Source organism: Oryzibacter oryziterrae (genome assembly GCF_021864535.1).
Classification (GTDB): domain Bacteria; phylum Pseudomonadota; class Alphaproteobacteria; order Rhizobiales; family Pleomorphomonadaceae; genus Pleomorphomonas; species Pleomorphomonas oryziterrae.
In genome coordinates, this window is the sequence record NZ_JAKJIC010000021.1 from 1 (window position 1) to 25,499 (window position 25,499).

The 25,499-nt window shown below is 65.1% G+C and carries 18 protein-coding genes; 16 read left to right on the plus strand and 2 right to left on the minus strand.

What is annotated here, in order from left to right; all coding sequences use genetic code 11:
• The 16 genes from L2I41_RS18070 to L2I41_RS18145 form a co-directional block, all read left to right on the plus strand.
• The coding region (locus L2I41_RS18070; RefSeq protein WP_237154980.1) for a baseplate multidomain protein megatron at positions 1-3,852 on the plus strand (3,852 nt) is incomplete at its 5' end.
• On the plus strand, positions 3,845-5,314 hold the full coding sequence (locus L2I41_RS18075; protein WP_237154981.1) for a DUF2793 domain-containing protein: 1,470 nt from the start codon (positions 3,845-3,847) through the stop codon (positions 5,312-5,314). The genes L2I41_RS18070 and L2I41_RS18075, both read left to right, overlap by 8 nt.
• Positions 5,315-5,318: 4 nt before the next feature.
• Positions 5,319-5,510, plus strand: coding sequence for a hypothetical protein (locus L2I41_RS18080; RefSeq protein ID WP_237154982.1), 192 nt, complete (start codon positions 5,319-5,321; stop codon positions 5,508-5,510).
• 54 nt (positions 5,511-5,564) lie between these two features.
• Positions 5,565-5,852, plus strand: coding sequence for a PepSY domain-containing protein (locus tag L2I41_RS18085; protein ID WP_237154983.1), 288 nt, complete (start codon positions 5,565-5,567; stop codon positions 5,850-5,852).
• A 13-nt stretch (positions 5,853-5,865) separates the two neighbouring features.
• Complete coding sequence (locus tag L2I41_RS18090; protein ID WP_237154984.1) at positions 5,866-6,537, plus strand: response regulator transcription factor; 672 nt, start codon at positions 5,866-5,868, stop codon at positions 6,535-6,537.
• Positions 6,534-7,907: an ATP-binding protein gene (locus L2I41_RS18095; RefSeq protein ID WP_237154985.1), complete on the plus strand. Its 1,374-nt coding sequence runs from the start codon at positions 6,534-6,536 to the stop codon at positions 7,905-7,907. The genes L2I41_RS18090 and L2I41_RS18095 overlap by 4 nt, the downstream gene beginning before the upstream one ends.
• 184 nt (positions 7,908-8,091) lie before the next feature.
• The gene (locus L2I41_RS18100) at positions 8,092-8,556 is read left to right on the plus strand and encodes an RT0821/Lpp0805 family surface protein (RefSeq protein WP_237154986.1); all 465 of its coding nucleotides are present in this window, start codon (positions 8,092-8,094) and stop codon (positions 8,554-8,556) included.
• A gap of 166 nt (positions 8,557-8,722) precedes the next feature.
• On the plus strand, positions 8,723-10,111 hold the full coding sequence (locus L2I41_RS18105; protein ID WP_237154987.1) for a hypothetical protein: 1,389 nt from the start codon (positions 8,723-8,725) through the stop codon (positions 10,109-10,111).
• Positions 10,112-10,426: 315 nt separating this feature from the next.
• Positions 10,427-11,605 carry a c-type cytochrome biogenesis protein CcmI gene (gene ccmI / locus L2I41_RS18110; protein WP_237154988.1) on the plus strand — a complete coding sequence of 393 codons (1,179 nt, stop codon included), beginning with the start codon at positions 10,427-10,429 and terminating at the stop codon, positions 11,603-11,605.
• A gap of 22 nt (positions 11,606-11,627) precedes the next feature.
• Positions 11,628-12,095 carry a cytochrome c maturation protein CcmE gene (ccmE, locus tag L2I41_RS18115; protein WP_237154989.1) on the plus strand — a complete coding sequence of 156 codons (468 nt, stop codon included), beginning with the start codon at positions 11,628-11,630 and terminating at the stop codon, positions 12,093-12,095.
• A gap of 51 nt (positions 12,096-12,146) precedes the next feature.
• A complete protein-coding gene (locus L2I41_RS18120; protein ID WP_237154990.1) occupies positions 12,147-14,132 on the plus strand; it encodes a heme lyase CcmF/NrfE family subunit in 1,986 nt (661 codons plus the stop codon).
• Between the two features lie 18 nt (positions 14,133-14,150).
• On the plus strand, positions 14,151-14,630 hold the full coding sequence (locus L2I41_RS18125) for a cytochrome c-type biogenesis protein (protein ID WP_237154991.1): 480 nt from the start codon (positions 14,151-14,153) through the stop codon (positions 14,628-14,630).
• 143 nt (positions 14,631-14,773) lie between these two features.
• Positions 14,774-16,303, plus strand: a complete 1,530-nt coding sequence (locus tag L2I41_RS18130) for a Do family serine endopeptidase (RefSeq protein ID WP_237154992.1) — start codon at positions 14,774-14,776, stop codon at positions 16,301-16,303.
• A gap of 191 nt (positions 16,304-16,494) precedes the next feature.
• Positions 16,495-17,172 (plus strand): response regulator transcription factor, encoded by a 678-nt coding sequence (locus L2I41_RS18135; protein WP_237154993.1) that lies wholly within the window; start codon positions 16,495-16,497, stop codon positions 17,170-17,172.
• 7 nt (positions 17,173-17,179) lie between these two features.
• A complete protein-coding gene (locus L2I41_RS18140) occupies positions 17,180-18,667 on the plus strand; it encodes a sensor histidine kinase (RefSeq protein ID WP_237154994.1) in 1,488 nt (495 codons plus the stop codon).
• Positions 18,603-21,572 (plus strand): bifunctional [glutamine synthetase] adenylyltransferase/[glutamine synthetase]-adenylyl-L-tyrosine phosphorylase, encoded by a 2,970-nt coding sequence (locus L2I41_RS18145; protein WP_237154995.1) that lies wholly within the window; start codon positions 18,603-18,605, stop codon positions 21,570-21,572. The genes L2I41_RS18140 and L2I41_RS18145 overlap by 65 nt, the downstream gene beginning before the upstream one ends.
• A gap of 69 nt (positions 21,573-21,641) precedes the next feature.
• Here L2I41_RS18145 and L2I41_RS18150 read toward each other — a convergent pair whose 3' ends face one another.
• Positions 21,642-22,529 (minus strand): TGL-type protein-glutamine gamma-glutamyltransferase, encoded by an 888-nt coding sequence (locus tag L2I41_RS18150; protein WP_237154996.1) that lies wholly within the window; start codon positions 22,527-22,529, stop codon positions 21,642-21,644.
• Between the two features lie 323 nt (positions 22,530-22,852).
• Positions 22,853-25,291 (minus strand): PAS domain-containing sensor histidine kinase, encoded by a 2,439-nt coding sequence (locus tag L2I41_RS18155; RefSeq protein WP_237154997.1) that lies wholly within the window; start codon positions 25,289-25,291, stop codon positions 22,853-22,855.
• Positions 25,292-25,499 lie beyond the last annotated feature (208 nt).

Consider the following 25,499-nt stretch of genomic DNA (forward strand, 5'->3'; position numbering starts at 1 on the left):
GCTGCCGGCTCTGCGCTCGGCGGCGTCTTTGGCACGACGGCGGCGATCATCGGTCAGGCGGCCGGTGCGGTGGTCGGCGGCCTGGTCGACAACGCGCTGTTCGGCGACCATTCAGCGCGCGAGATCGGCCGGTTGGCGAGTCTGGAGGTGCAGTCGTCGGACGAGGGCTCGCCGATCCCGCGCGTCTACGGCCGCATGCGGCTTGCCGGCGAGGTGATCTGGGCGACGCGCTTCGAGGAGACCGCGACCACCGAGAGCGCCGGCGGCAAGGGGCAGGGGCCGAAGGTCACCACCTATTCCTATTTCGCCAACTTCGCCGTCGGCATCTGCGAGGGACCGATTGCGCGCATCGGCAGAGTCTGGGCCAATGGCGAGCTGGTCGATCTCACCAAGGTGACCATGCGGGTGCATCTGGGCACCGAAGGCCAGGCGCCGGATTCGCTGATCCTCGCCAAGCAGGGCGATGTGCCCGCCTATCGCGGGCTCGCCTATGTGGTGTTCGAGCAGTTTCCGCTTGAGGATTTCGGCAATGCGCTGCCGCAGTTGTCCTTCGAGGTGATCCGCCCCGTCGGGCGGCTCGAAAGCAGGATCAAGGCGGTGACGCTGATCCCGGCGGCGACAGAATTCGGCTACGCCACCACCAAGGTGACGCAGCAGGTGTCCAAGGGCATCACCGCCGCCGAGAACCGCCACGCGGCGATCGCCGGAACCGACCTTGAAGCCTCGCTCGACGAGTTGCAGGCCGTCTGCCCCAATCTTGAAAGCGTGGCGGTGGTGGTGACCTGGTTCGGCGATGATCTGCGGGCGGGCAGTTGCACCATCCGCCCGAAGGTGGAGATCGCCACCAAGACCACCACCGGCTTGAGCTGGAGCGTCTCGGGTCTGACGCGGGCGACCGCCGAGCTGGTGAGCCGGGTTGATGGCAAGGCGGCTTTCGGCGGCACGCCGTCCGATCAGAGCGTGGTGGAGGTGATCCGCGAACTGAAGGCGCGCGGGCTCAAGGTGACTTTCTATCCCTTCATCATGATGGACGTGCCCTCGGGCAACACGCTGCCCGATCCCTATGGCGGCACCGGTCAGCCGGTCTATCCCTGGCGCGGGCGCATCACCTGCCATCCTGCCAAGGGGCAGGGCGGCAGCGTCTGGGGCACGGCGACGGCAGCGAGCCAGATCGACGGCTTTCTCGGCGCGGCGATGCCGGGCGACTTTTCGGTGTCGGGTACGACGGTGAGCTATGGCGGTGCGCCCGACTGGGGCTATCGTCGCATGATCCTGCATTACGCCAAGCTCTGTGCGGCGGCCGGCGGCGTCGACACCTTCCTGATCGCCTCGGAATTGCGGGGGCTGACCACGGTGCGGGCGACCGGGCGGAGCTATCCCTTCGTCTCCGCGCTGGTGACGCTGGCCGGCGAGATCAAGGCTCTTCTCGGAGCGTCGACCAAGGTGTCCTATGCCGCCGACTGGTCGGAGTGGAACGGCCATCAGGTCGACGCGGGCGACTATGCCTTCCATCTCGATCCGCTCTGGGCCTGTGATGACGTCGACTTCGTCGGCATCGACGCCTATTTCCCGCTGTCGGACTGGCGCGATGGCGAGCATCAGGACGCTGCGCTCTATGACGGGCCGCTCGATCTCGCCTATCTCGCCGGCAATGTGGCGGGCGGGGAGGGCTATGACTGGTACTATGCCTCCAAGGCCGATCGTCTCGCCGGCAATCGCAGCCCGATCACCGATGGGCTCGGCAAGCCCTGGCTCTATCGCACCAAGGATATCGAGGGCTGGTGGAACAACCGCCATTACGACCGCATCGGCGGTGTGGAACAGGCAAGCCCGAGTGGCTGGCTGGCCGGGCTGAAACCGATCCGCTTCACCGAGATCGGCTGTCCGGCGGCGGATTATGGCGGCAACGAGCCCAATGTCTTCCCCGACAAGCTATCGTCGGAAGGCAAGGCGCCCTGGTTCAGCCATGGCCGCCGTGACGACGCGGCGCAGCGGCTCTATCTCGAAGCGTTGATCGGCCATTTCGATCCGGACGCCGACGGCTTTGTGTCCGGCAACAATCCGACCTCGTCGCGCGATGGGCGGCGCATGGTGGACATCGACCGCGCCCACATCTGGACCTGGGACGCGCGACCCTTTCCCTGGTTTCCGCTCGCCACCGAAGTCTGGGCCGACGGCGGCAACTGGCAGACCGGCCATTGGCTGAACGGCCGCCTGGGCGCGGCGCCGCTGCGGGAAGTGGCGGAAAGCCTGGCAGCCAGCGCCGGTCTTGCGGGACTGGACGCGTCCGGGGTGACGGCCGTGGTTGACGGGCTGGTGATCGCCGACCGGTCGAGCGTGCGCGCCACGCTGGAACCGCTGGCCGAGGTCTTCGGCTTCGACCTCGTTGAGACCGCGACGGGTGCGAGGCTCGCCAATCGTGGCGGGCGGGTGCGCGCGGAGCTGACGCTGGACGATCTGGTCAGTGCCGACCGCAGCCCCGACCTGGAAACACGCCGGGCGCAGGACGCCGATATCCCCGGCGAAATCGCCGTCGCCTTTCTCGACGCCGAATGTGACGGACAACGCTCGTCGGTGGCCGCACGCGTCGGAGGACGGTCGCGGACGGAGGATATCGCCGTTCCGGTCATTGCGGCAGCCGCGGTGATGCAGGGAGCCGCCGAGCGGTTGATGCGCGAGCGCGAGGCGGGGCGCGAGAGCTTCGTCTTTCGCCTGTCCGCCCGGCAGACGGCGCTGGAACCGGGGGACGTGGTGCGTCTCGACACCGGCGGACGTATCGCGACACTGGCGATCACCGCCATCGAGGATGGCGACAGCCGCAAGATCGAAGCCCGCGGCATCGATCTGCGCCTCGACCGGCGCGCTGCCAACCTGCCGCCGTCCTCGCGCATGCCGGGACTGGTGCAGGCGGTGGCGGCGCCAGTGGCGCTGGTGCTGGACCTGCCGGGTCGCTACACCGACAGCGACCCTTACCGCCCCTGGGTGGCGGCGGCCTCGACGCCCTGGCCGGGACGCATGACGGTGCATCAGGAGAGCGGCGGCAGCTATGTGCCGGTGGTGACGCTGACGCGGCCGGCGGTGATCGGCTCGCTGAACGCGTCACTTGGTGCCGGCCGGGTCTGGCATTTCGATGAGGCCAATGATCTGGACGTGACGCTGGTGCGCGGCACGCTGGCGAGCCGCAGTGAATCCGCGCTGCTCGCTGGCGCCAATCTGGCGGCGGTCGGCAGCATGGCCGGCGGCTGGGAGGTGATCCAGTTCCGCGATGCCAGCCTGATCGCCGAGCGGCGCTATCGCCTGAGCGGTCTGTTGCGTGGGCAAGGCGGGACCGAGCGCTTTGCCGCGAGCGGCCACGCATCCGGCAGCGACTTCGTGCTGCTCGACAAGGCGGTGCAATCGCTGCCCATCGTACGCACGCAAGTGGGTCGGGAACTGACCCTGCGCATCGGAGACGCCAAGGCGGGCATCGGCGACCCGGAACTGGTGCAGATCGCCATGACGCCGGCTGGCGTCGGGCTCACGCCCTACGCGCCGGTGCGTCTGTCGGCAGTGCGCGACCCGACCAGCGGCGACGTGACGATCCGCTGGATCCGCCGCACGCGCACCGGCGGTGACGACTTCGACGGTTATGAGGTGGCGCTTGGCGAGGCCAGCGAGGCCTATGAGATCAAGGTCTACGACGGCGCGACCGTCAAACGGACCCTCAATGCCTCGTCTCCATCGCTCGTCTACAGCGCCGCCGCGCAAACCAGCGACTTCGGCAGCCCGCCGGCGACGCTGGACCTCTCCGTTGCCCAGATATCCGAAACCATGGGGCCGGGCTGGCCCCTGAGGAGTACGCTGCATGTCTGACACGCCCAATCTCGCGTTGCCATTGCTGGCCGCCTCGCAAGCCCAGAAGCACGTCACACACAACGAGGCGCTGGACCAACTCGACAGCCTGGTGCTGCTGAGCGTGGCGAGCCGCAGCCTGACAAGCCCTCCGTCGTCGCCTGGCGACGGCGATCGCTATATTCCGGCTTCCGGCGCCACAGGTGCCTGGTCCGGCAAGGATGGCAAGCTGGCAGTCTATTCGGGAGGCTGGAGCTTCCTGACCCCGAACAAGGGCTGGATCGCCTATGTGGAGGACGAGACGACGCTGGCGGTCTACAAGGGTTCGTCCTGGGGATCGCTTGGCCGGCTCGGCATCGGCACCACGCCGGACAACACCAACCGGCTGGCCGCGGCCCTGAGCGCGGCGCTGTTCACCGATCTCGGCAGCGGCCTGCAGTTCAAGCTCAACAAGTCCAATGCCGGCGATACCGCCTCCTATCTGTTCCAGACCGGCTGGTCGGGGAGGGCCGAGTTCGGCCTGGTGGGCGGCGATGATTTCTTGCTGAAGGTCTCGCCGGACGGTTCGGTCTGGAAGGGCGTGTTCAGTGTCGACCGCGCGACGGGCAAGGCCACGTTCGATCGCGGCAGTCTGCGAACCCAGGTGGATATCGTCACCAGCTCGGGGTCCTGGACCAAGCCGGACTGGGCGCGCATGGTGACGATCGTCTGCATCGGTGGCGGCGGTGGCGGTGCGTCCGGACGGCGCGGCGCGGCGGCGAGCGCCCGCTACGGCGGCGGCGGGGGCGGTGGAGGCGGTGTGGCCTCGGTGCAGTTTCCCGCCGACGAGCTGGCGGCCAGTCTGAGCTGCACCATCGGCGCCGGCGGCTCCGGCGCGAGCGCCGTGGCCGTGGACAATACCAACGGCAACTCCGGTGGTGCCGCCGGCAGCACGTCGGTGTCTTCGTCCGGCATCGAGATCGTCAAGGCGGGCGGCGGCTGGGGCGCGATCGGCGGCACAACCTCGGCCGGATCGGGCGGGGCCGGTGGCTATGGCGATAGCGGCGGCGGCAACTCCGGTGGTGCGGGCTCGTCCAACCCGGGGCTCGGCAACACGACGTCCAATTCCGGTGCCAACAATGCGGCCGGCAGCGGCGGAGGCGGCGGATTTCTGAGCGCTGCCGATGCGACTGCGTCCGGCGGCATCGGCGGCATGGGCTCGCGTGTTCTCGGAGCCTCGGGAACGGCCGCGGGCGGGGCTGCCGGTGCCGTGTCGGCTGCCGGTGGGGCTGGCGCCGCCAAACTGGTGCCGCGCGGCATGGGCGGTGGTGGCGGTGGCGGCGGATCTGGCAATGCCGCAGCCACAACGGCCGGCGGCAATGGCGGCGCGGGCGGCATACCCGGTGGTGGCGGCGGCGGCGGCGGTGCCTCGACCAATGGCATGGCAAGCGGCGCCGGCGGGGTTGGCGGGCGCGGTGAAGTCTGGTTCATATCGGTGGGGTGAGACGATGAACGACGTCAGAACCTATGCCCTGGTGGATGCCAGCGGCCTTGTCGACAACATCATTCTCTGGGACGGCAACGACGGGTGGATCGCGCCTGCAGGCCTCAGTGCGGTGCTTTGTCCCGAACAGGTGGGGCCGGGCTGGACCCGGCGCGGCGACGACTGGCTGCCGCCGCTGTCGCCCCCCGATGAATGACGGCAAACCCTACCGTTCATGGACGGTTCAGAAGCCTTGGGTTAGGTTGTGTCCATGAAGCCGAGCATCCTCTCCCTCTCCACCTTTGTCGTGACGGTTGCCTTGATGGCAGCAACGCCGGCGTCTGCCCGTTGCCTGTCGTCCGGGCAAGCGCAGAAGGTGGTCGCCTCGGGCGCCATCTTGCGCCTGGCCGCCGTTGCCGGTGCGGTCGGCGGCGAGGTGGTGGATGCCCAGCTGTGTGAGGCGGGCAATCTGCTTGTCTACAAGCTCGCGGTGATGCGCGATGGCGGCCGTATCGAGAATGTGGTGGTCGATGCCACCTCCGGACAGCGTCTGAAGTGAGGACCGGACAGCCATGCGCATCCTGATCGTAGAGGACGACAAAGACCTCAATCGTCAGCTGGTCACCGCCTGCAAGGATGCCGGCTATGTGGTCGACAGTGCCTTCGATGGCGAGGAAGGTCACTTTCTCGGCGATACCGAACCCTATGACGCGGTGATCCTCGACATCGGCCTGCCCAAGATCGATGGGCTGAGCGTGCTCGAAGCCTGGCGGCGCGACGGACGGCTGGTGCCGGTGCTGCTGCTGACGGCCCGCGACCGCTGGTCGGACAAGGTGGCCGGCATCGATGCCGGTGCCGACGACTATGTGGCCAAGCCCTTCCACATGGAGGAAGTGCTGGCGCGCTTGAGGGCCCTGACGCGCCGGGCCGCCGGCCGCGCGTCCAACGAAATTCAGGTGGGGCCGGCCCGGCTCGACGTGAAGGCCGGTCGGCTGACGGTGGAGGGCAACCCCATCAAGCTGACCTCCCACGAGTTCCGCCTGATCCAGTATCTGATGCTGCACACCGACAAGGTGGTGTCGCGCACCGAACTGGTCGAGCATCTCTATGATCAGGATTTCGATCGCGATTCCAATACGATCGAGGTGTTCGTCGGCCGCCTGCGCAAGAAGATGGGTGTCGATCTGATCGAGACTGTGCGCGGCCTCGGCTATCGTATGGTGCAGCCGGACAAGGCGCGATGAAGATGCGGCTTTCGGCCCTGTGGACGTGGCTGACCGGCTCGCTGGCGCTGCGTCTGGTTATGGCTTCGGCAATCTGGAGCGCGCTGGCGCTGGCCGCGGCCGGCTGGCTGCTCACCGAACTGCACACCGACAGCCTGATCCGCAGCTTCGACGAGCGCATCATCGTCTATGAAAAGACGCTTGCCGGTATTGTCGCGGCCGGCGAGGACGGCGCCGCCGATCCCGGGACCATGGGCGATCCGCGCTTTGGCCGGGTGCAATCGGGCTGGTACTGGATGATCGTCGACGGCAAGACGCGCGAGACGGTGGGGGCCAGCCAGTCGCTGCTGGGCGAGACCCTCAAGCTGACGCCGCCAACCAACAACGGCGCAGTGCAGACGGGCTTCGTGACCGATCCCTCCGGCAAGCGCCTGCGGCAGGTGACGCAACGCGTCTTCCTCTCGGGCGGCCGCATCTATGATCTCTACGTCACCGGCAACATCGACGACCTCGGCGCCGAAATCTCCATTTTCCGCTATCAGGTGCTGGGGACGCTGTCGCTGTTCGCGCTCGGCCTGCTGGTGGCGACCTATGTGCAGGTGAAGTTCGGCCTGAGGCCGCTGGCGACCCTCGGCAAGGGCCTCGCCGACATCCGCCAGGGGCGGGCGCAAAGGCTGGAAGGCAAGCTGCCGCGGGAAATCGCCCCGCTCGGCAAGGAGCTGAACGCGCTGATCGACACCAACAGCGCCATCGTCGAGCGGTCGCGCACCCAGGTGGGCAATCTGGCCCATGCGCTGAAGACGCCGCTGGCTGTGGTGCTCAACGAGGCGCGTGCCGACGGCGGTCCTCTGGCCGGCAAGGTGATCGAACAGGCGGAAGTGATGCGCTCGGAAATCGATCGCTATCTCGACCGTGCCCGCCTTGCGGCAGACCGTAAGGTGATGGGAACGACGGCGGAAGTTGCACGCTCCCTGGAGAGCCTCGCCAAGGTGTTGCGTCGCGCCTATCCCAACCGCGCCATTTCGGTGACGGCGGCGGAAGGCGTGAAGGCCCGCATCGAACGGCGCGACCTCGAGGAAGTGGTCGGCAATCTGATGGACAACGCCTGCAAATACGGCCGGGAGCAGGTGTCGGTGCATCTGGAAGCCGGGCCGAGCGACCGCGATCGGCCCATGGTGCGGATCGTGGTTGAGGATGACGGCCCCGGCCTCGAGCCGGAGCAATATGCGGCGGTGCTGGGACGGGGAAAGCGCCTCGACGAAAGCCTGCCCGGCTCCGGCATGGGATTGGCGATCGTGGCCGAGATTGTCGAGACCTATGGCGGGTCCATAGACCTCGGTGCATCGGTGTCCGGCGGCCTGTCGGTCGCGGTGCGGTTGCCACGGAGTTGAAGGCGGTATTCGCTTCCTGCTTTCGCAACGAGGCTGGATGCGTCAAACAGGGACGGAACGGTAGCGTAACGGTGGTTGAGTTCTCAATTCAGCCATGGTTTCAGTTTACTAGAACTCTCAATGACTAGACTGAGCGATTCGCTTCGGCCGAATTGCGATGATTTTGTGGAGACGGGATCTTATCATGCTGAAGAAACTTGTTGTTGCGACGCTGGTTGCCTCGACCCTTGCTGGTTGCGCGTCCGATCCGACCATGGGTCAGAAGTCGTCGCTCGGCACGCTGGTCGGCGCCGTTGGTGGTGCTGCTCTGGGTTCGCGCTTCGGCCAGGGTTCGGGCAAGGTTGCCGCCATGGCTGCCGGCGCTCTGGTTGGCGGTTTCATCGGCAATCAGATCGGTGCGCGCATGGACGCGCAGGACCAGCAGTATAACTATGCCGCCAGCGTCAACGCCCTGAACAGCGGCAACGTGCAGCAGTGGCAGAACCCGCAGACCGGTGTCTATGGCACCGTGCAGCCGGGTCCGGCACAGATGGTCAACAACCAACAGTGCCGCCAGTATACCAACACGATCTACATCGACGGCCAGCCGCAGGTTGCCCGTGGCACGGCTTGTCGCAACTACGACGGCAGCTGGCAGGTTGTGAACTGAGCGCCAGTTCACAAGTCTAGCCCGTGAATGCAAGGAAAAGCCGGTCCTATGAGGGCCGGCTTTTTCATTATGTCATCCTGACGGGCTGTCCTTACGATTCGTAAACCATTGAGAAGGCAAGATATACTTGAGTTATCGGATAACCTTCTCACAAGGATGTTGAGGCATGGCTGGCGAGGTGGTGCTTCGGGAAAAGGTGGTTTCTTTCCTGAGCGAGTTGTCTCCGGCTGCGCGAAACATGCTCATCCGCAAGCTGGAAGGCTCCGGCAGCGGCGACGCTGTTGGCGAGCAGATGCGCGTCATCCTGGAGGCTGCCCGCAGCTTCTCCGGAGGGCGCGACAGCCGTCCCGCCGAGACCCAGCCGGCCGCCATCGACATGAAGGCGCGGATCTTTGCGCCCTTTGCCGTCTTCATGGTCGACGAGAAGCTCGTCAACAAGCAGCGCGGCTGGATCCTGCGGGAAAGCATCGACACGCTCTGGACGTTCCTGTGCCAGGAAGTGCTGCCGGAAGAGTTCCTTGAATGGCGCGAACCGCGTGTCAGCGACGATTTCACGGCACCTGGTGCGCTCGACAAGGAAGTGGCGCGGCTGCAGGCGCTGGCCTTTGAGAAGCTTGTCCAGCGCGATCGCGCAACGCAGGATGAACCCAAGGCACACCAGCGCTTCCTGTCGCGCATGGGCGGCGAGACGGCCTATGCCGACTTCCAGGACATGGTGGACATGCGCGGCCGCCTTCTGGCGCTCGAGCGGCTCTTCACCAAGCTCCCGACGCTGTCGAGCGGTGGCGATGCCTCCGACCGCCTGATGATCGAGCCGATCCAGGCCTATCTTTCGGAAATGCCCGGCGACCGCACGTGGGTTGCGGCCGGTCTGTGCTCGCGCATTTCGACCACCGCGACGCTGGCGCGGATCGCGACCACCCTCGCAGGGTCGCAGGATGCGGTCGACCTGCGCAAGTCCTCGGGTGTTCCCTTCATCGACATCGGTCTGTCCATGGCCGAACGCCACATCATCCGCTTCCAGAACCAGGTTCGCTCTGATCGCGCCAATGCGCAGGTGACCGGCGAGATGCGCCGCTTCCACGAGGCGCTGCGCGGGCTGACCACCAACCTCGAACTGGAAAACGACAGCGCCTGGCGTGCCCGTCTGTCGCAGTTGCGGCGCCGCTTTTCCGAAATCATCGCCGGTGAAATCGAACGCATCCTGCCGGTGTTGCGGCAGGCGCTGCGGGTGGACGAAAAGTCGCAGCCGACCGACAGCGACGGCGCCGAGGCGCTGTTCCAGATCTCCGTCTTCGCCACGGCGCGTCTGTGCCGCGACAGCCTGGCGGTCAACGAGCTCCTGACGCGCGTGACCCCTTCCATCGACCAGATGGTCGAGCTCTATGCTCGCGAACTGCCTGAAAGGCTCCGTCGGGCGAGCGGCGAGTACCGGTCGGCGGCCCTCAAGGCCTTCGACAATCTGATCGCGATCGCCGAACACACCAACGGCGAAGAGTATGCAGCCTATCTGCGGCGCACCCGCCATAACCTGTTGCAGCCGCGTTCGGCGTGACACGCGCCGCCGCGCCGGCTGATCACGTGCCGGTGCATGGCCTGCAAAGACAAGCTTCATCCGCAAGAGTGATTGAGTAAGTCCGTCAATTGCCCTATGTGCAATGACTGTCGGCGGCGCAACATCGATTTGCGCCGGATCAAGGTCGAAACCTCCGAGATGATGCGAGGGTTCGGCTTCGATTGAACGTTGGACCAGCGGGCAGGGCGGTTCGGCGTTTCGGGAGATGGGAACGGTTCGGCACGCGCCTGGCGCCTGCGGGATCGTCTTTCGCGGACCAAGGGCCTCACGGCCCTGAGCAGAGACCTCTCGGATATGCTTTTGTGGACTATCTTCGCGCTTTTGACCGCTGCCGCAGCCCTGATCATCCTGTTGCCCCTGATGCGCTCACGCGCCTCGGCCAACATGGATCGCGCCCAGGAAGTGGCCATCTACAAGGATCAGCTGCAGGAACTCGACAGGGACCGTTCGCGCGGCCTCATCGGCGAGACCGAGGCTGAAGCTGCCCGCACGGAAATCGCCCGGCGCCTGCTGGCGGCGGGAACTGCAACCGACGACACGGTTCCTGCGCGCCGGTCGCTTCGCCTGCCGGCGGCCGTGGCCACCGTCATGCTGGTGCCCTTCGCGGCAATCGGTCTCTACCTGACTTTCGGGAGTCCGGATCTACCGGACCTGCCATTGTCGGCACGTCTGCAGGGCCAGCCGACGGATACCAATGTCAACGACATGGTCGCCCGCGTCGAGAAGCATCTGGAGACCAATCCGGACGACGCGGAAGGCTGGAAGGTGCTGGTGCCCTTCTACATGCGCGCCGGTCGCTTCGACGACGCCGCTTCGGCGCTGAGCAAGATCATTGCGCTCGGCAAGGCAACGGATGACGATCGCGAGGCTTACGGCGAAGCGTTGGTCGCCAACAACGACGGAATCGTCACCAAGGACGCGCAAGCGGTTCTGGAACAGGTGGTGAAGGCCGATCCCGATCGGCCGAAGGCTCGCTACTACTATGCCGAAGGCCTGCGCCAGTCCGGCGACAATGCGGGGGCGCTCGCGCAGTTCGACGAGCTGATCAAGCGCTCGCCCGCCGATGCGCCCTGGCTGGAAGTGGTTCGCGGCAAGCGCAAGGACGTTCTCGCTGCGCTGAAGATGCCGGCCGACACCAAGGAGCCGGACACGCTGCCGCCGCTCGATCCGCCGGAAGCCACCATGGCGCCGGACGGAAAGGGCCCGACCGCCGCCGACATGCAGGCTGCCGCCGGCATGAGCGCTCAGGACCGCGGTTCGATGATTGCGGGGATGGTGCAGCAGCTTGCTGATCGTCTTGCCGCCAATCCGAAGGATCCGGACGGCTGGGTGAAGCTGATGCGGTCCTACATGGTGCTGAACCGCATTGATGACGCAAAGGCTGCCTATCAGAAGGCGCGCGACGCCTTGAAGGACGACGCCGCCACGCTGCAGACCCTGGACGCAGCGGCCAAGGAACTCGGTGTCAACTGACCTGAAAACGGGACGAATTGCCATGACGCGCAAACAACGCAGGTTGGTGCTGATCGGTGTGGTGGGTGTGGTGCTCGCCGCCGCTGTCGGCCTGGTGCTCTTCGCCATGAGCAGCCAGATCACCCTGTTCCGCACGCCGACCGAACTGGTGCAGCAGACGATCGATCCCAGCCAGCGCATCCGCGTCGGTGGCCTCGTGGAAGTGGGCTCGGTGGTCAAGGGGCAGGACGCCGCGGTCACCTTTGAAGTGACCGATACCGCCAACAGGGTGCCCGTGACCTACAAGGGCATCCTGCCGGACCTGTTCCGCGAGGGGCAGGGCGTTGTCGCCGAAGGCGTTCTGCAGAACGGCGTGTTCATGGCCGATACGGTGCTCGCCAAGCATGACGAGCGCTACATGCCCAAGGAAGTGGTGGAATCGCTCAAGAAGCAGGGCGTCTGGCGCGAGGGTGAGCCGGGCGGACCAGCACCGGGCGCTGCAAAGCCATAAACGAACAATGTGGACAGATCCGGCAGACGGATCGGTGATCGGGGACGGACGATGATCATTGAAATCGGACATTTCTCGCTGATCCTGGCGCTGATCCTGGCGCTGGTTCAGTCCGTGGTGCCGGTGATCGGTGCGGCACGGCGCGACAACGCCATGATGGCGGTGGCCCCCGCGGCGGCGCTGGGCCAGATGCTGTTCATCACGATCTCCTTCGGCGCCCTGTCGCACGCCTATCTGACGTCCGATTTCTCGGTGCTCAACGTCTTCGAGAACTCCCATTCGCTGAAGCCGCTGCTCTACAAGTTCTCCGGCCTTTGGGGCAACCACGAGGGCTCCATGCTCCTGTGGGTGCTGATTCTGGCCATCTTCGGCGGTGCGGTAGCGGCCTTTGGCGGCAACCTGCCGAAGACGCTGAAGGCCAATGTGCTGGGCGTGCAGGGCTGGGTCAGCGTCGCCTTCCTGCTGTTCATCCTGCTGACGTCCAATCCCTTCCTGCGCATCGCCGACAATCCGCCGCTCGAAGGGCGCGACCTCAATCCGGTTCTGCAGGACCCCGGCCTCGCCATCCATCCGCCGCTGCTCTATCTGGGCTATGTCGGCTTCTCCATTTCCTTCGCCTTTGCCATTGCAGCGCTGCTCGAAGGCCGTATCGACGCGGCCTGGGCGCGCTGGGTGCGACCCTGGGCGCTCGCCGCCTGGATCTTCCTGACCGCCGGCATCGCCATGGGCAGCTACTGGGCCTATTACGAACTGGGCTGGGGCGGCTTCTGGTTCTGGGACCCGGTGGAAAATGCCTCGCTGATGCCCTGGCTCGCCGGCACGGCGCTGTTGCATTCGGCGCTGGTGATGGAAAAGCGCAACGCGCTGAAGATCTGGACCATCCTGCTGGCGATCCTCGCCTTCTCGCTGTCGCTGCTCGGCACCTTCCTGGTGCGCTCGGGCGTGCTGACCTCGGTGCACGCCTTTGCGTCCGACCCCACGCGCGGCGTGTTCATCCTCGGGATTCTCTGCGTCTTCATCGGTGGCGGCCTGTCGCTGTTCGCCTGGCGTGCGTCCACCCTGCAGCAGGGCGGACTGTTCGCGCCGGTGTCGCGCGAGAGCGCCCTGGTGATGAACAACATCTTCCTCACCGTGTCGGCCGCCGTGATCCTGTTCGGCACCATGGCGCCCTTGCTGGCCTCCGCCATGGGCGGCGCCATTTCCGTCGGCGCACCCTACTTCAACACGGTGTTCGGCCCACTGTTCGGCGCCATGCTGGTGATCATGCCCTTCGGCCCGCTGCTGGCCTGGAAGCGCGGCGATCTGCGAGCCGCCGCCCAGCGTCTTTGGGCCGTTCTGGGGCTCGCCATCCTGGCCTCTCTCGTGTCCTGGTGGTTGACCCACGGCGGCCCGGTCATGGCCATGGTCGGCATCGGCGTTGCCTTCTGGGTGCTGATCGGCTCTTTTGCGGAACTGTGGACCCGCGCTCGATTCCTGGAAGTGGGCGTGGCGACCGGTTTCAGGCGTCTGTCAGGACTGCCGCGTTCGGTGTTCGGCACGGCCGTCGGTCATGCCGGCCTCGGCCTGTCGCTGCTCGGCATCGTCGCCACCACGAGCTTCCAGAGCGAGACGATCACCGAGATGAAGCCCGGCGACACCGCCAAGGTCGGCGGCTATGAGGTGACCTTCAACGGCATGACCAATCAGGCCGGCCCCAACTACACGGAAATGGCTGCCAACATGACCGTGCGCGAGAATGGCGTCGAGGTCTTCGATCTCAAGCCCTCCAAGCGCATGTTCACCGCCCGCCAGATGCCGACCACCGAAGCCGGCATCAAGACGCACGGCTTCTCGCAGCTCTACATCACGCTCGGCGACCCCGGACAGGGCGCCGACAGCGTGGTGGTGCGCATGTGGGACAAGCCGCTGGTGACGCTGATCTGGCTGGGTGCCCTGGTGATGATGGCCGGCGGCATGCTGTCGCTGAGCGATCGTCGTCTGCGTGTCGGGGCGCCCAAGCCCGCCCGCCTGACGACGGCCGCGGGCTCGTCCAGCTGACAGAAGGAAGGCAGACCAATGCGCAAGTGGATCGCCATCGCCAGTCTAGTGTTGTCGCTGACGCCGGCCTTCGCCGTCGACCCTTCCGAGCGTCTCGCCGATCCCGCTCTCGAGGACCGGGCGCGGCATCTGTCTGAACAGCTGCGCTGCCTGGTCTGCCAGAACCAGAACATCGACAGCTCCGACGCGCAGTTGGCCAAGGATCTCAGGCTTCTGGTGCGCGAGCGTATCGGTCACGGCGACAGCGACCAGCAGGTGCTGGACTTCCTCGTTGCCCGCTATGGCGACTTCGTCCTCCTGAAGCCGCGCTTCGAGGGAACCGGCGCCGTGCTGTGGGTGTTGCCGCCTGTGCTGCTCCTGCTCGGCGCAGCTGGCGCCTTGTGGGCGATGCGGCGTCGCCGGCAAGTAGCCGGGGCTGGGGACGTGGCGCTGTCGGAGACGGAAAAGACGGCGCTGGAGCGGTTGCTCAAAGATGGCGAGAATGTGTCAAGGGATTGATTTCATGGCGTGAATTGGGCGTTGTTCTTAAATTAGTTTAATGCGCCCGCAATGTTGGCGTCAGGAAGACTTCTGCATGATGGGACCATCGAAGCCGGACAGATGCCGGCTTCATCGTGAGCCCAGTGTTTGGAGAAGCCAACATGACCAAGTCTTCCAAGTCGCCCGTATCGTCGCGCGTCAAGTCGCTTCTGCTTGGATCCGTCTTCGCCCTCGCGCTTGGCGGTATCGTCGTCGGCGAGAGCTCCTATTTCCTCAACAGCCCTGCCCATGCCGAGAACCTGTCGACCCAGGTGCCGCAGGCGCAGCAGCCGGTGTTCTCCTTTGCCAATGTTGTCGAGCGCGTGCAGCCGGCCGTCGTGTCGATCCGCGTCAAGACCGACGAGACCGACGCGCAGGCCTCGGCCGATGACGGGCAGAACATGCCGCCCGAACTGTCGCCCGACAGCCCCTTCTATGACTTCTTCAAGCGCTTCGGCATGCCCGGCCAGCCGCACGGCAAGGGTGGCGACCGCCATCACTATGGCATGGCGCAGGGCTCCGGCTTCTTCATCTCCGATGACGGCTATGTGGTGACCAACAACCACGTGGTGGAAAATGCCACCGACGTCGTGGTGGTGACCAATGACGGCAAGGACCACAAGGCCAAGGTGATCGGCACCGATCCCAAGACCGATCTGGCCCTGGTCAAGGTCGACGACGGCAAGGACTTCCCGCATGTCACCTTCGCCGGCAGCGAGTCGCGGGTCGGCGATTGGGTGGTGGCCGTGGGCAACCCCTTCGGCCTCGGCGGCACGGTGACGGCGGGTATCGTCTCGGCCCGCGGCCGCGACATTGGCGCCGGCCCCTATGACGACTTCCTGCAGATCGACGCGCCCATCAACAAGGGCAACTCCGGCGGCCCGGCCTTCAACCTCAATGGCGAAGTGATCGGTGTGAACACCGCCATCTACTCGCCGTCGGGCGGTTCTGTGGGTATCGGCTTTGCCATTCCCGCCCACACCGCGACGCAGGTGGTCAAGTCGCTGATGGACAACGGCAAGGTGGTGCGCGGCTGGCTCGGCGTGCAGATCCAGCCGGTGACGGAAGATCTCGCCGCCTCCATCGGTCTCGACAAGCCGCATGGCGCCATGGTGACCGAGCCGCAGGACCATTCGCCGGCCGAGAAGGCAGGCATCAAGGCCGGTGACGCCATTCTCGCGGTCAATGGCCAGGACATCGAGGATGCCAAGGATCTCGCCCGCAAGATTGCAGCCTATCCGCCCAAGACCGTGGTTGATGTGACCGTCTGGCGCGACGGCAAGGAACAGACCATCAAGGTCGATCTCGGCGAACTGCCCAACGACAAGCAGATGGCCAGCAACGACACCGAGAAGTCGCCGAGCCACACCTCGCTCGATGACTATGGCCTGTCGCTCGCCCCCGCCTCGGAAACCGGCGCCGGCGACCAGGGCGTGGTGATCACCGATGTCGATCCCGACGGCAAGGCGGCCGAGCGCGGCCTGCAGCAGGGCGACATCATCCTCGAAGTGGCCGGCAAGCAGGTGGATACGCCCAAGCAGGTGGCCAAGGACATCGAGGCCGCCGCGCAGGACGGCAAGAAGGCGGTGCTGCTGCGCGTCAAGACCCAGGACGGCGTGCACTTCCTCGCCCTGCCGCTTGGCAAGGCCTGATCGCTCAAGTGCAGCAACTGCGGGGCAAGCGGGGCGATCTCCGCTTGCCCTCACATCGTTCCGGTTCCCCGACGCCAAGGTGCGGCAAGATAGGCAGGAGACACGCGATGTCCGGTGCACAATCCCCCTTGCAAGACAGGGGCTTCCCGGTTCAATTGGATCAGGAAGCCATTTCGGGACGGCGTGAATCCATGCGCGTATTGGTCATCGAGGACGACAGGGAAGCTGCGTCCTATCTGGTGAAAGCTCTGGCCGAGACCGGCCATGTCGCCGACCATGCGGCCGACGGCGAGAGCGGTGCGCATATGGCCGAGACTGGCGCCTATGACCTGCTGGTGGTCGACCGCATGCTGCCCAAGCGCGATGGTCTGTCCATCGTCGAGGACATGCGTCGACGCGGCGACCAGACGCCGGTGATCATCCTGTCGGCGCTCGGTCAAGTGGATGACCGTGTGCGCGGTCTGCGCGCCGGCGGCGACGACTATCTGACCAAGCCCTACGCCTTCACCGAGTTGCTGGCGCGCGCCGAGGCGCTTCTGCGCCGTAATCGCCCGGCCGAAGTGGAGACCACCTACAAGGTGGCAGATCTGGTGCTCGATCGCCTGTCGCATACGGTGACGCGCGGTGGCGAAGAGATCGTGCTGCAGCCGCGCGAGTTCCGGCTGCTGGAATACATGATGCGAAACGCCGGTCAGGTGGTGACGCGCACCATGCTCCTGGAAAACGTCTGGGACTATCACTTCGATCCGCAGACCAACGTGATCGACGTGCACGTGTCGCGCCTGCGCTCGAAGATCGACAAGGGCTTCGCCAAGCCGCTGCTGCACACCATCCGCGGGGCAGGCTACATGCTGCGCGAGCAAGGCTAGGGCGATCATGGGGGCAATCGGCAGACTGGTCCGGACGACGGCGTTCAAACTGTCCTTCGTCTATCTGGTGGTCTTCTCCGGGCTGACCCTGTTCCTGATCGCCTATATCTCCACCAACACCGCCTCGCTGCTCGACCGCCAGCTCGACGCCACCATCGCCACGGAAATCAGTTCGCTGAGCGAACAATATAGGCGCGGCGGCATTCGCCAGCTGGTCAGCACGGTGGAACTGCGCAGCCGCCGGCCGGGCGCGAGCCTGTACCTGGTATCCGATTTCTCCGGCCGTACCATTGTCGGCAATGTCGCCGACCTGCCGCTGGCCGTGCTGGGACTGCCTGACGGCAATCTCACCCAGGTGACCTATCAGCGGCTCGATGGCGATCTCGACCGCCGCTATGACGCCATGGTCCGCGTCTTTGCCCTGCCGGGCGGCTTCAAGCTGCTGGTCGGGCGCGACATGGGCGAACTCTCCCAGCTCCGTCAGGTGATCTACGACGCCTCGCAATATGCCATCGTGGTGATGGTGGTGATGGGGTTCCTGTCGTGGTTCTTCGTCAGCCGCTCCGTGCTGAAGCGCGTCGAGAACATGGCGGAGACCGGCCACCAGATCATGGTGGGCGACTTGTCGCGCCGGTTGCATGTGACCGGGTCGGGCGATGAGTTCGACGATCTCGCCGAGAGTCTCAACGAGATGCTGGAGCGCATCGAGCGCCTGATGACCGGGCTCAAGGAGGTTTCCGACAACATCGCCCATGATCTCAAGACCCCCTTGAACCGGCTGCACGGCCGCCTCGAGTCCATGCTGCGCCAGAGCAGCGGCGATCCGGCCGAGCGCGAGGCGCTGGAGGATTGCCTTGAGGAAGCCGACAACCTGATCCAGGTGTTCGACGCGCTCTTGAAGATCGCGCGCATGGAAGCGGGCTCGTCGGGCGACAGCTTCGCCGATCTCGACGCCGCCGACATTCTCGAGGAGATCGGCGAACTCTATGAGCCGGTGGTGGAAGATGCGGGCGGCAGTCTGACCGTGTCGGTTGCCCGCCCTCTGCCCATCCGTGGCAACCGCACCCTGATCAGCCAAGCCTTGTCCAATCTCCTCGACAATGCGATCAAGTATGGACGCAGCGGCGACGCCGAGGACGCGCCGCTGTCGGTGGTCCTGGCGGGCCGGCAGGACGGCGCTCTTGTGTCGCTGTCGATCGCTGACGCGGGCAAGGGGATCGCACCGGAGGACCGGGAGCGGGCCATGCTTCGGTTCGTCCGGCTGGACAAGAGCCGTACGCGCAGCGGCTCGGGACTGGGCCTGTCGATGGTGGCGGCGATGGCGAAGATGCATGGAGGGCAGCTTCGCCTGGAGGACGCTGGCCCGGGCCTGAGGGCGGTGCTGAGCCTGCCGCAGGCAACACAGCGTCAGATCGGACGCGGGGGAGAAAATGGGCATAAAAGCGACCACGCCGGTGACGGCACCCCGTCCCTTGCAGGACCGTCTGAACCCTGAGATCCCCGCCGGAGACGACGCGGAGATCGCCCGCCGGGTGCTGGAAGATTGTCTCGCAAAGCCGGGCGGAGCCGAACTGGCAGAGCTCCTTGCGACAAGGCCTGAGCTCAAGACCTTCCTGCTTGCCGTTGCCTCAAACAGCTCGCATTTGCGTCAGGCTGCCTTTGCCGATCCCGAGCGGCTGCGCACGGTCTTGATGGCACCGCCGGAACGGCAGCTGGATGACCTGCTCCTGCGTCTGACCAGACCGCAGAAGAGCGAGGCGGCGCTGATGACGCACCTGCGTCACGTCAAGGCCGAAGCCGCCTTGCTGATCGCGCTCGCCGACATCGGCAATGTCTGGGACGTGATGACGGTGACGCGGGCCCTGACGGCCATCGCCGACGCCAGTCTGTCCGCCGCGCTGGCCTTCCTGCTCCTGGAGGCGCACGGGCAGGGCAAGCTGTCCCTGCCCGATCCGGAACGCCCGGAAGAACGCTCGGGGCTCATCGTGCTGGCCATGGGCAAGCAGGGGGCAGGGGAACTCAACTATTCTTCCGACATCGACCTGATCATCCTGTTCGATCCCGACGCGGTGCCGGCTGTCGACAAGGATGATCTGACGACGCTCTTCGTGCGCATGACCCGGCGCCTCATCCGCATCCTGCAGGACCGGACGGCAGACGGCTATGTGTTCCGCACGGATCTGCGCTTGCGGCCCGACCCTGGTGCCACGCCGGTGGCCCTGTCGGTGCCGGCGGCGCTACTCTATTATGAGAGTGCCGGCCAGAACTGGGAACGCGCCGCCATGATCAAGGCGCGGCCGGTGGCTGGCGACATCGCAGCAGGCGAGCGTTTCCTCGCGGCGCTGCGCCCCTACATCTGGCGCAAATATCTCGACTATGCCGCCATCCGCGACATCCATTCGATCAAGCGGCAGATCCACGCCCACAAGGGACACGGCACCATTGCGGTCCTGGGCCATAACGTGAAGCTTGGACGTGGCGGCATTCGCGAGATCGAGTTTTTCGTCCAGACCCAGCAGCTGATTGCCGGCGGCCGCAACACCGACCTGCGTGGCCGGGAGACGCTGGCCATGCTGGACGCGCTGGTCGGCTATGGCTGGCTCGATGCCGCGACCTGCGCGGAGATGAAGGCCGCATATGCCTTCCTGCGCCGCACCGAGCATCGCATTCAGATGCTGGCGGACGAGCAGACCCACGTGTTGCCGGAAAGCGAAGCCGGTCTCGCGCAGGTGGCGCGCCTGATGGGTTATGCCGACACGGCCAGTTTCAGCGCCGACCTCCGGGCGCATCTCGAAAGGGTCAGCGAGACCTATTCGGAACTCTTCGAGACCGAGGAGGATCTGTCCTCCCAGCATGGCAACATGGTGTTCACTGGCGATGACATCGACCCGGGCACCTTCGAGACCTTCGAACGGCTGGGCTACAAGCGGGCAGAAGATGCGATCCGCACGGTGCAGTCCTGGCACTTCGGTCGCTATGCCGCCATGCGATCGGCGCGGGCGAGGGAACTGCTCACGGAGATCACGCCGCGGCTCGTTGTTGCCTTTGCCGAAACGGATGCCGCCGATCATGCGCTGATGGCCTTCGACGCCTTCCTGGGCCGGCTGCCGGCGGGCGTTCAGCTGTTCTCGCTGCTCTCCTCGAACCAGTCCCTGATCGAACTGCTGGCCACCATCATGGGCAATGCGCCCCGCCTCGCCGACGTGGTCGCCAAGCGTCCGCATGTGCTCGACGCGGTGATCGAGCCGCAATTCTTCACCGGACTGCCGAGCCGAACCGATCTCGAGCGGCGGCTCGACGCCAATCTCGAGCAAGCCAATGGCTATGAAGACCTGCTCGACCGTGCCCGCATCTTTGCACAGGAGCAGAAGTTCCTGACCGGCGTGCGCGTCATCAGCGGCACAGCCAGCGCGCGCCAGACCGGGCCTGCCTTTGCGCGGCTGGCGGACGTGTTGTTGTCGGCGGTGCTCGGTGCTGTCCAGCGGGAAGTCGAGCGGCAGCATGGCCGGGTACCCGGCGGGCGGGTGGCGCTCTTGGCCATGGGCAAGCTCGGCAGCGAGGAGATGACGGCGGCATCCGATCTCGATCTGATCCTGCTCTACGACCACGACCGGGAGGCAACCCTGTCCGATGGGCCGCGGCCATTGGCTCCTTCGCAGTATTTCGCCCGGCTGACCCAACGCTTCGTCACGGCGGTGACGGCGCCGACGGCCGAAGGCACGCTCTATGAGGTGGATTTCCGCTTGCGGCCCTCAGGCAACGCCGGACCGCTGGCCACACGGGTGGATGCCTTTGCGCTCTACCAGCGCAGCGAGGCCTGGACCTGGGAGCATATGGCGCTGACGCGCGCCCGCGTGGTCACGGCTACCGGAGACCTGGGAACCGAGGTCGAGGCGGTCATCAACGAGGTTCTGTCTGCTTCCCGCGACCCAGCCAGGGTGAAGCGCGATGTGGCGGACATGCGGGCCCGGCTGGAGCAGGAGAAGGGCAGCAACGACGTGTGGAACCTCAAGCACACACCGGGTGGTCTCATCGATCTGGAGTTCATCGCGCAAACCTTGCGGCTGTTGCACGGCGCGTCCTGTCCGGCCATTCGCCGACGCGACACGGAGGGCATTCTAGGCGCGGCTGCGGACGCAGGCCTGCTGACCGCGGACCAGAAGGAGCAACTGCTGCCGGCCATCCGGCTGATTGGCGACCTGACGCAGATCCTGCGCGTGACCGTAGCCGCCCCCTTCGTTCCATCAACCACGCCCAGGGGCGTGCATGAACTGATGTGCCGCGTCGCCTCAGCCCCCTCGATCACGCACCTGGAAGCGCAATTGCGAGATCTGCAAAGTGCCGTGCGGCAATGCCTGATCGATGTTGTGGGGCCGCTGGAGCGACGCACCGAGGGGTAGGGCGATCAAGACAAAACCGGGGTGGTCTTGCGACGCACCCCGGCACATTCCGTCAGGTCGGATTGGAGATCAATCGCCCGCAGTCCTGTTCTGATTCTTCAGGAGACTGCCGTTCGGCAGGGTGATGTTCGAACTGAGGTAGGTGGCGTCGAGATCGTCGTTGTTGCTGGCAGTCACCAGATAGTTGTGGGCCGTATCCAGCGTTACGGTGTAGACGCCGCCAGGCGACTTGAAGAACTGATAATCGCTGCCGGACCGCCCCATGTAGACGGCGTTGAAGCCCTGATTGCCGCTGGTAACGTCACCAGGCTTCTCGAAGAAGTAAATCCCGCCGATGACCAGCTTGTCGCCCTTGGAGGGATTGAACGGCATGTTCTCGCCGATCAGGTTTCGCCAGATCTTTCCCTGCTTGTCGGTCACCGAGATCTGGTTGAACCATGTAAAGCGCCGAGACGTGTTGACGGTGCTGAATCGGGTGTAGCGAGCCGGATCGGTCCAGCCGTAGACGCGGAACGTGTTGTTCGGATAGAGCCGGTTGAAGTCGGTCGCGCCAAGCGTCTTGAGCCGGCCGTATTGCATCATGACCACTGCCGCCGACGAGCAATCGAGACCGTAACGACCGGGATTGCGGATGAGGTCGGTCACGGCAGTGGACGGCGCCACCCCGCGCTTGATCGTCAATCCGCCGCCAACGGCCCAGAAATAGGGATTGGAACTCACGCCCTTCCGGTACCCGGCGAGGCCCCATGTCGGCCAGTCCCAACCATGGAACGAACCGCCATTCTCATTATAGAGCGTGGTCTTGCCTTCCTCGATGACGGCGGCCTTGGTGGCGTTGCCCATGGCGGTGGCCATCTGCGCGGCCGAACTGTTGGTATTCGCCGAGGCGAGTGCCGTACCGTTGGTCAGGCCAAGGACGCCCAAGACTGCGATGAAGGAGCAAACAGGATTGCGCACGGAAGTCCCCAGATACGTAATATCAAGGGTAGTATCCTCGCATCAGGAAGCGAATACAAACAAGTTTACGCAATATCGTTAAGAAAGGCATAAATTATAGTTAACGGGCGTCGCGATGTTTGTAAATGACTGGCGCTTCGCATGTATTTTAGTTTTGAACAGATATGTGATGGAAATATTTCGATTTGCAGATCTGGGTACTATTGGCGCCGAGGCCAGGGGTTTGCACGCCAGGATTGGCTTGGCGCGTTGGAATCTGCCGGACGGCGCAAATACCGACGAGACCGAAGCAAGCCTGTCGCTCAGATCGTCTCGCAAGTCGGTCAATGAATGGCGCGACTGGGGCCTGCCACATTTTCGGCGGACAGGCTGCGGGAATAGGAACTCTGAACGCTCGATCCCGACGCCTCCGTGGCGGCGGCTGTTCCGTCGCTCGCCGTGGGCGCGGCGATCCGCGGCATGATCATGGTGACGACGGTGCCCTGGCCCTCCACGGAGTCCAGCGTCATGCGGCCGCCATGCAGTTCGACAAGGGATTGGGCGATCGCCAGCCCCAGGCCCGAACCGGGATACTTGCGCGTCAACTGGTTCTCGACCTGCACGAAGGGCTTGCCGATCTGATTGAGCGAGGACGAGGGGATGCCGATGCCGGTATCGCGCACCGAGAAGATCATGTCCTGATCGAGCATACTCGTCCGGACAGTCACCGTGCCACCGGCCGGGGTGAACTTCAGCGCATTCGACAGAAGGTTCAGCGCGATCTGCTTGACGGCTCGGCGGTCGGCAACCATGGGAACCGCGGCGTGGAAGTCGGTGACGAGATTGATCTGACGATGCTCGGCCTGCGACGACATGATGCGCGCGCTTTCCCCCAGCACCTCGTCGAGGATGATTGAATCCAGCGTGAGGTTGACCCTGCCGGCCTCGATCTTCGACATGTCCAGAATGTCCGAGATCACGTTGAGAAGGTAGATCCCGCTGTCATGGATGTCGCGGCAGTATTCGAGATACTTGTCCGACCCGAGGGCGCCGAACATGCCCGAGCGCATGATGTCGGAGAAGCCGATGATGGCGTTGAGCGGGGTACGCAACTCGTGGCTCATGGACGCGAGGAACTCGCTCTTCGCCCGGTTCGCCGCCTCGGCGCGGGCCTTTTCCTCGGCGTATTTCTCTGCGAGTTCAACGAGTTGCTGCGTCTGGAGCTGCATCTTGTGGCGATGCTGGCGAAGATCGGCCACCGTCGCCATCAGCTGCCGTTCGGAATCGAGCAGGTTTTCCTCGTGGCGCTTCAGCTGGGTGATGTCGGTACCCACCGAGACGAAGCCGCCGTCCTTGGTCCGCCGCTCGTTGATCTGCAGCCAGCGACCGTCGTCGAGCCTGGCTTCGTAGGAACGCTCACCGTCCGACAGCGAGTAACGCAAGCCTTCGCTGGAAACGTTCGGCTGACGGGCGGCCGCCATGACGACGTTATAGGGGGTTCCCGATCTGGCAACAGCGTCCGGTATCTGGTGCAGCGACTGGTATTTCGAGTTGCACATCACCAGGCGATTGTCGGCATCCCACAGTACGAAGGCTTCGGAGATCGTGTCGATGCCGTCGCGCAGGCGCAGGGCAGCGGTGGCATTCTCCGCCGCCATGACTTTCTGCTCGGTCACATCGACCGCGATGCCGATGAGATGCGGCGCACCATCCCGATCGCGCACAACTTCCGCACGGGCGCGCAGCCAGACCCAGTCACCATCGGCATGGCGGATGCGAAACTCGAAATCGACCGTGTTCTGTCCGGTGTCGAGCAGTTCCTTGGCGAGGTTGTAGAAGTCGATATCATCGGGATGAATCATCGCCTGCAGGTCGGCAAAGCCCATCAGGTCCGAGTTCGGCTCCATTCCCAGGATGACATACATGGACGGCGACCAGAACAGCCGTCCACGCGCCAGATCCCAATCCCACAGGCCGCATCGGCCACGGCGGAGCGCGGTGTCGACGCGGGTCTGCGTGGCGCTGTAGATGCGATCGGCCTCGCTGGCGCGCGTGGTCTGCGCGAAGAAGGCGTAGACCATCACGATCAGGATGCAGCTGGTGCCGACGAAGAGGGCGGCATTGACGCCAACGTCGCGCCGCCAGTCCAGGAACACGTCGTTGAGGGGCTGGTAGACGGCGATCATTCCGCGGTCGCCATCGAGCGCATGGACAGCGGCCAGTACGGACTCGCCTCCGGCGATGTCGACGTTCATCACCCCGGCTCGATCGCCGAAGATCAGCAGCGGTTCATTGCCACCGAACAGGCTGTTCAGCGTGCCATCCCCGCTGAGCGGCATTTCCGGTGCGACGGCCTGAATGCGCCCTGTACGGTCGGCCAGCAGGATGACGCGGCCGTTGCTCGTGGCGGACGGCGGCAGGGCGTCGCGCAGCGTGCCCCGCATCACCGAGGCATAGGGCTGCGGTTTGCGGGCGAGTTCGTCGGAATGGGACAGCGTCGCGTCAAGTGTTTCCGCGAGAAGCGAGATCATGTCGCGCGCGCTGGCTTCGGTGTTGGCGCGCTGGTCGAGCAGGCTGGACGCGCGCGACAGGCCGACGACGACGATGAAGATGGTGATCAGAACGGGGATCGAACGGCGGAAGAGTGGCTCGGCCTGCAACAGGCGCTGATAGGCCGGGCGGGCCAGAAGGCTCGCATGGCCCTTGAGGGTGTGATCGACCGGTTGCCCGCCAAAGAAGCGGGCCCGCCATCCCCCAGACCTGCCAAGGTCTTCTTGCGCCATGTCTATCCCCGTGTGGCCAGAATGGCGCGAAGCGACGGTTCAACGTCGCCCACGCCCAGGCCCCCCTGCGTGACTCTTTTACAGCGGGGAAAACAAGACACGCCCCGAATCACCTGCAGTGTGAATCAAGGTGAATCGCTCTGTCCATAGATTAATTTCAGATGAATCCTCAAATTGAATCAGAGCTGTGCATGTGAGGCATCCGTGC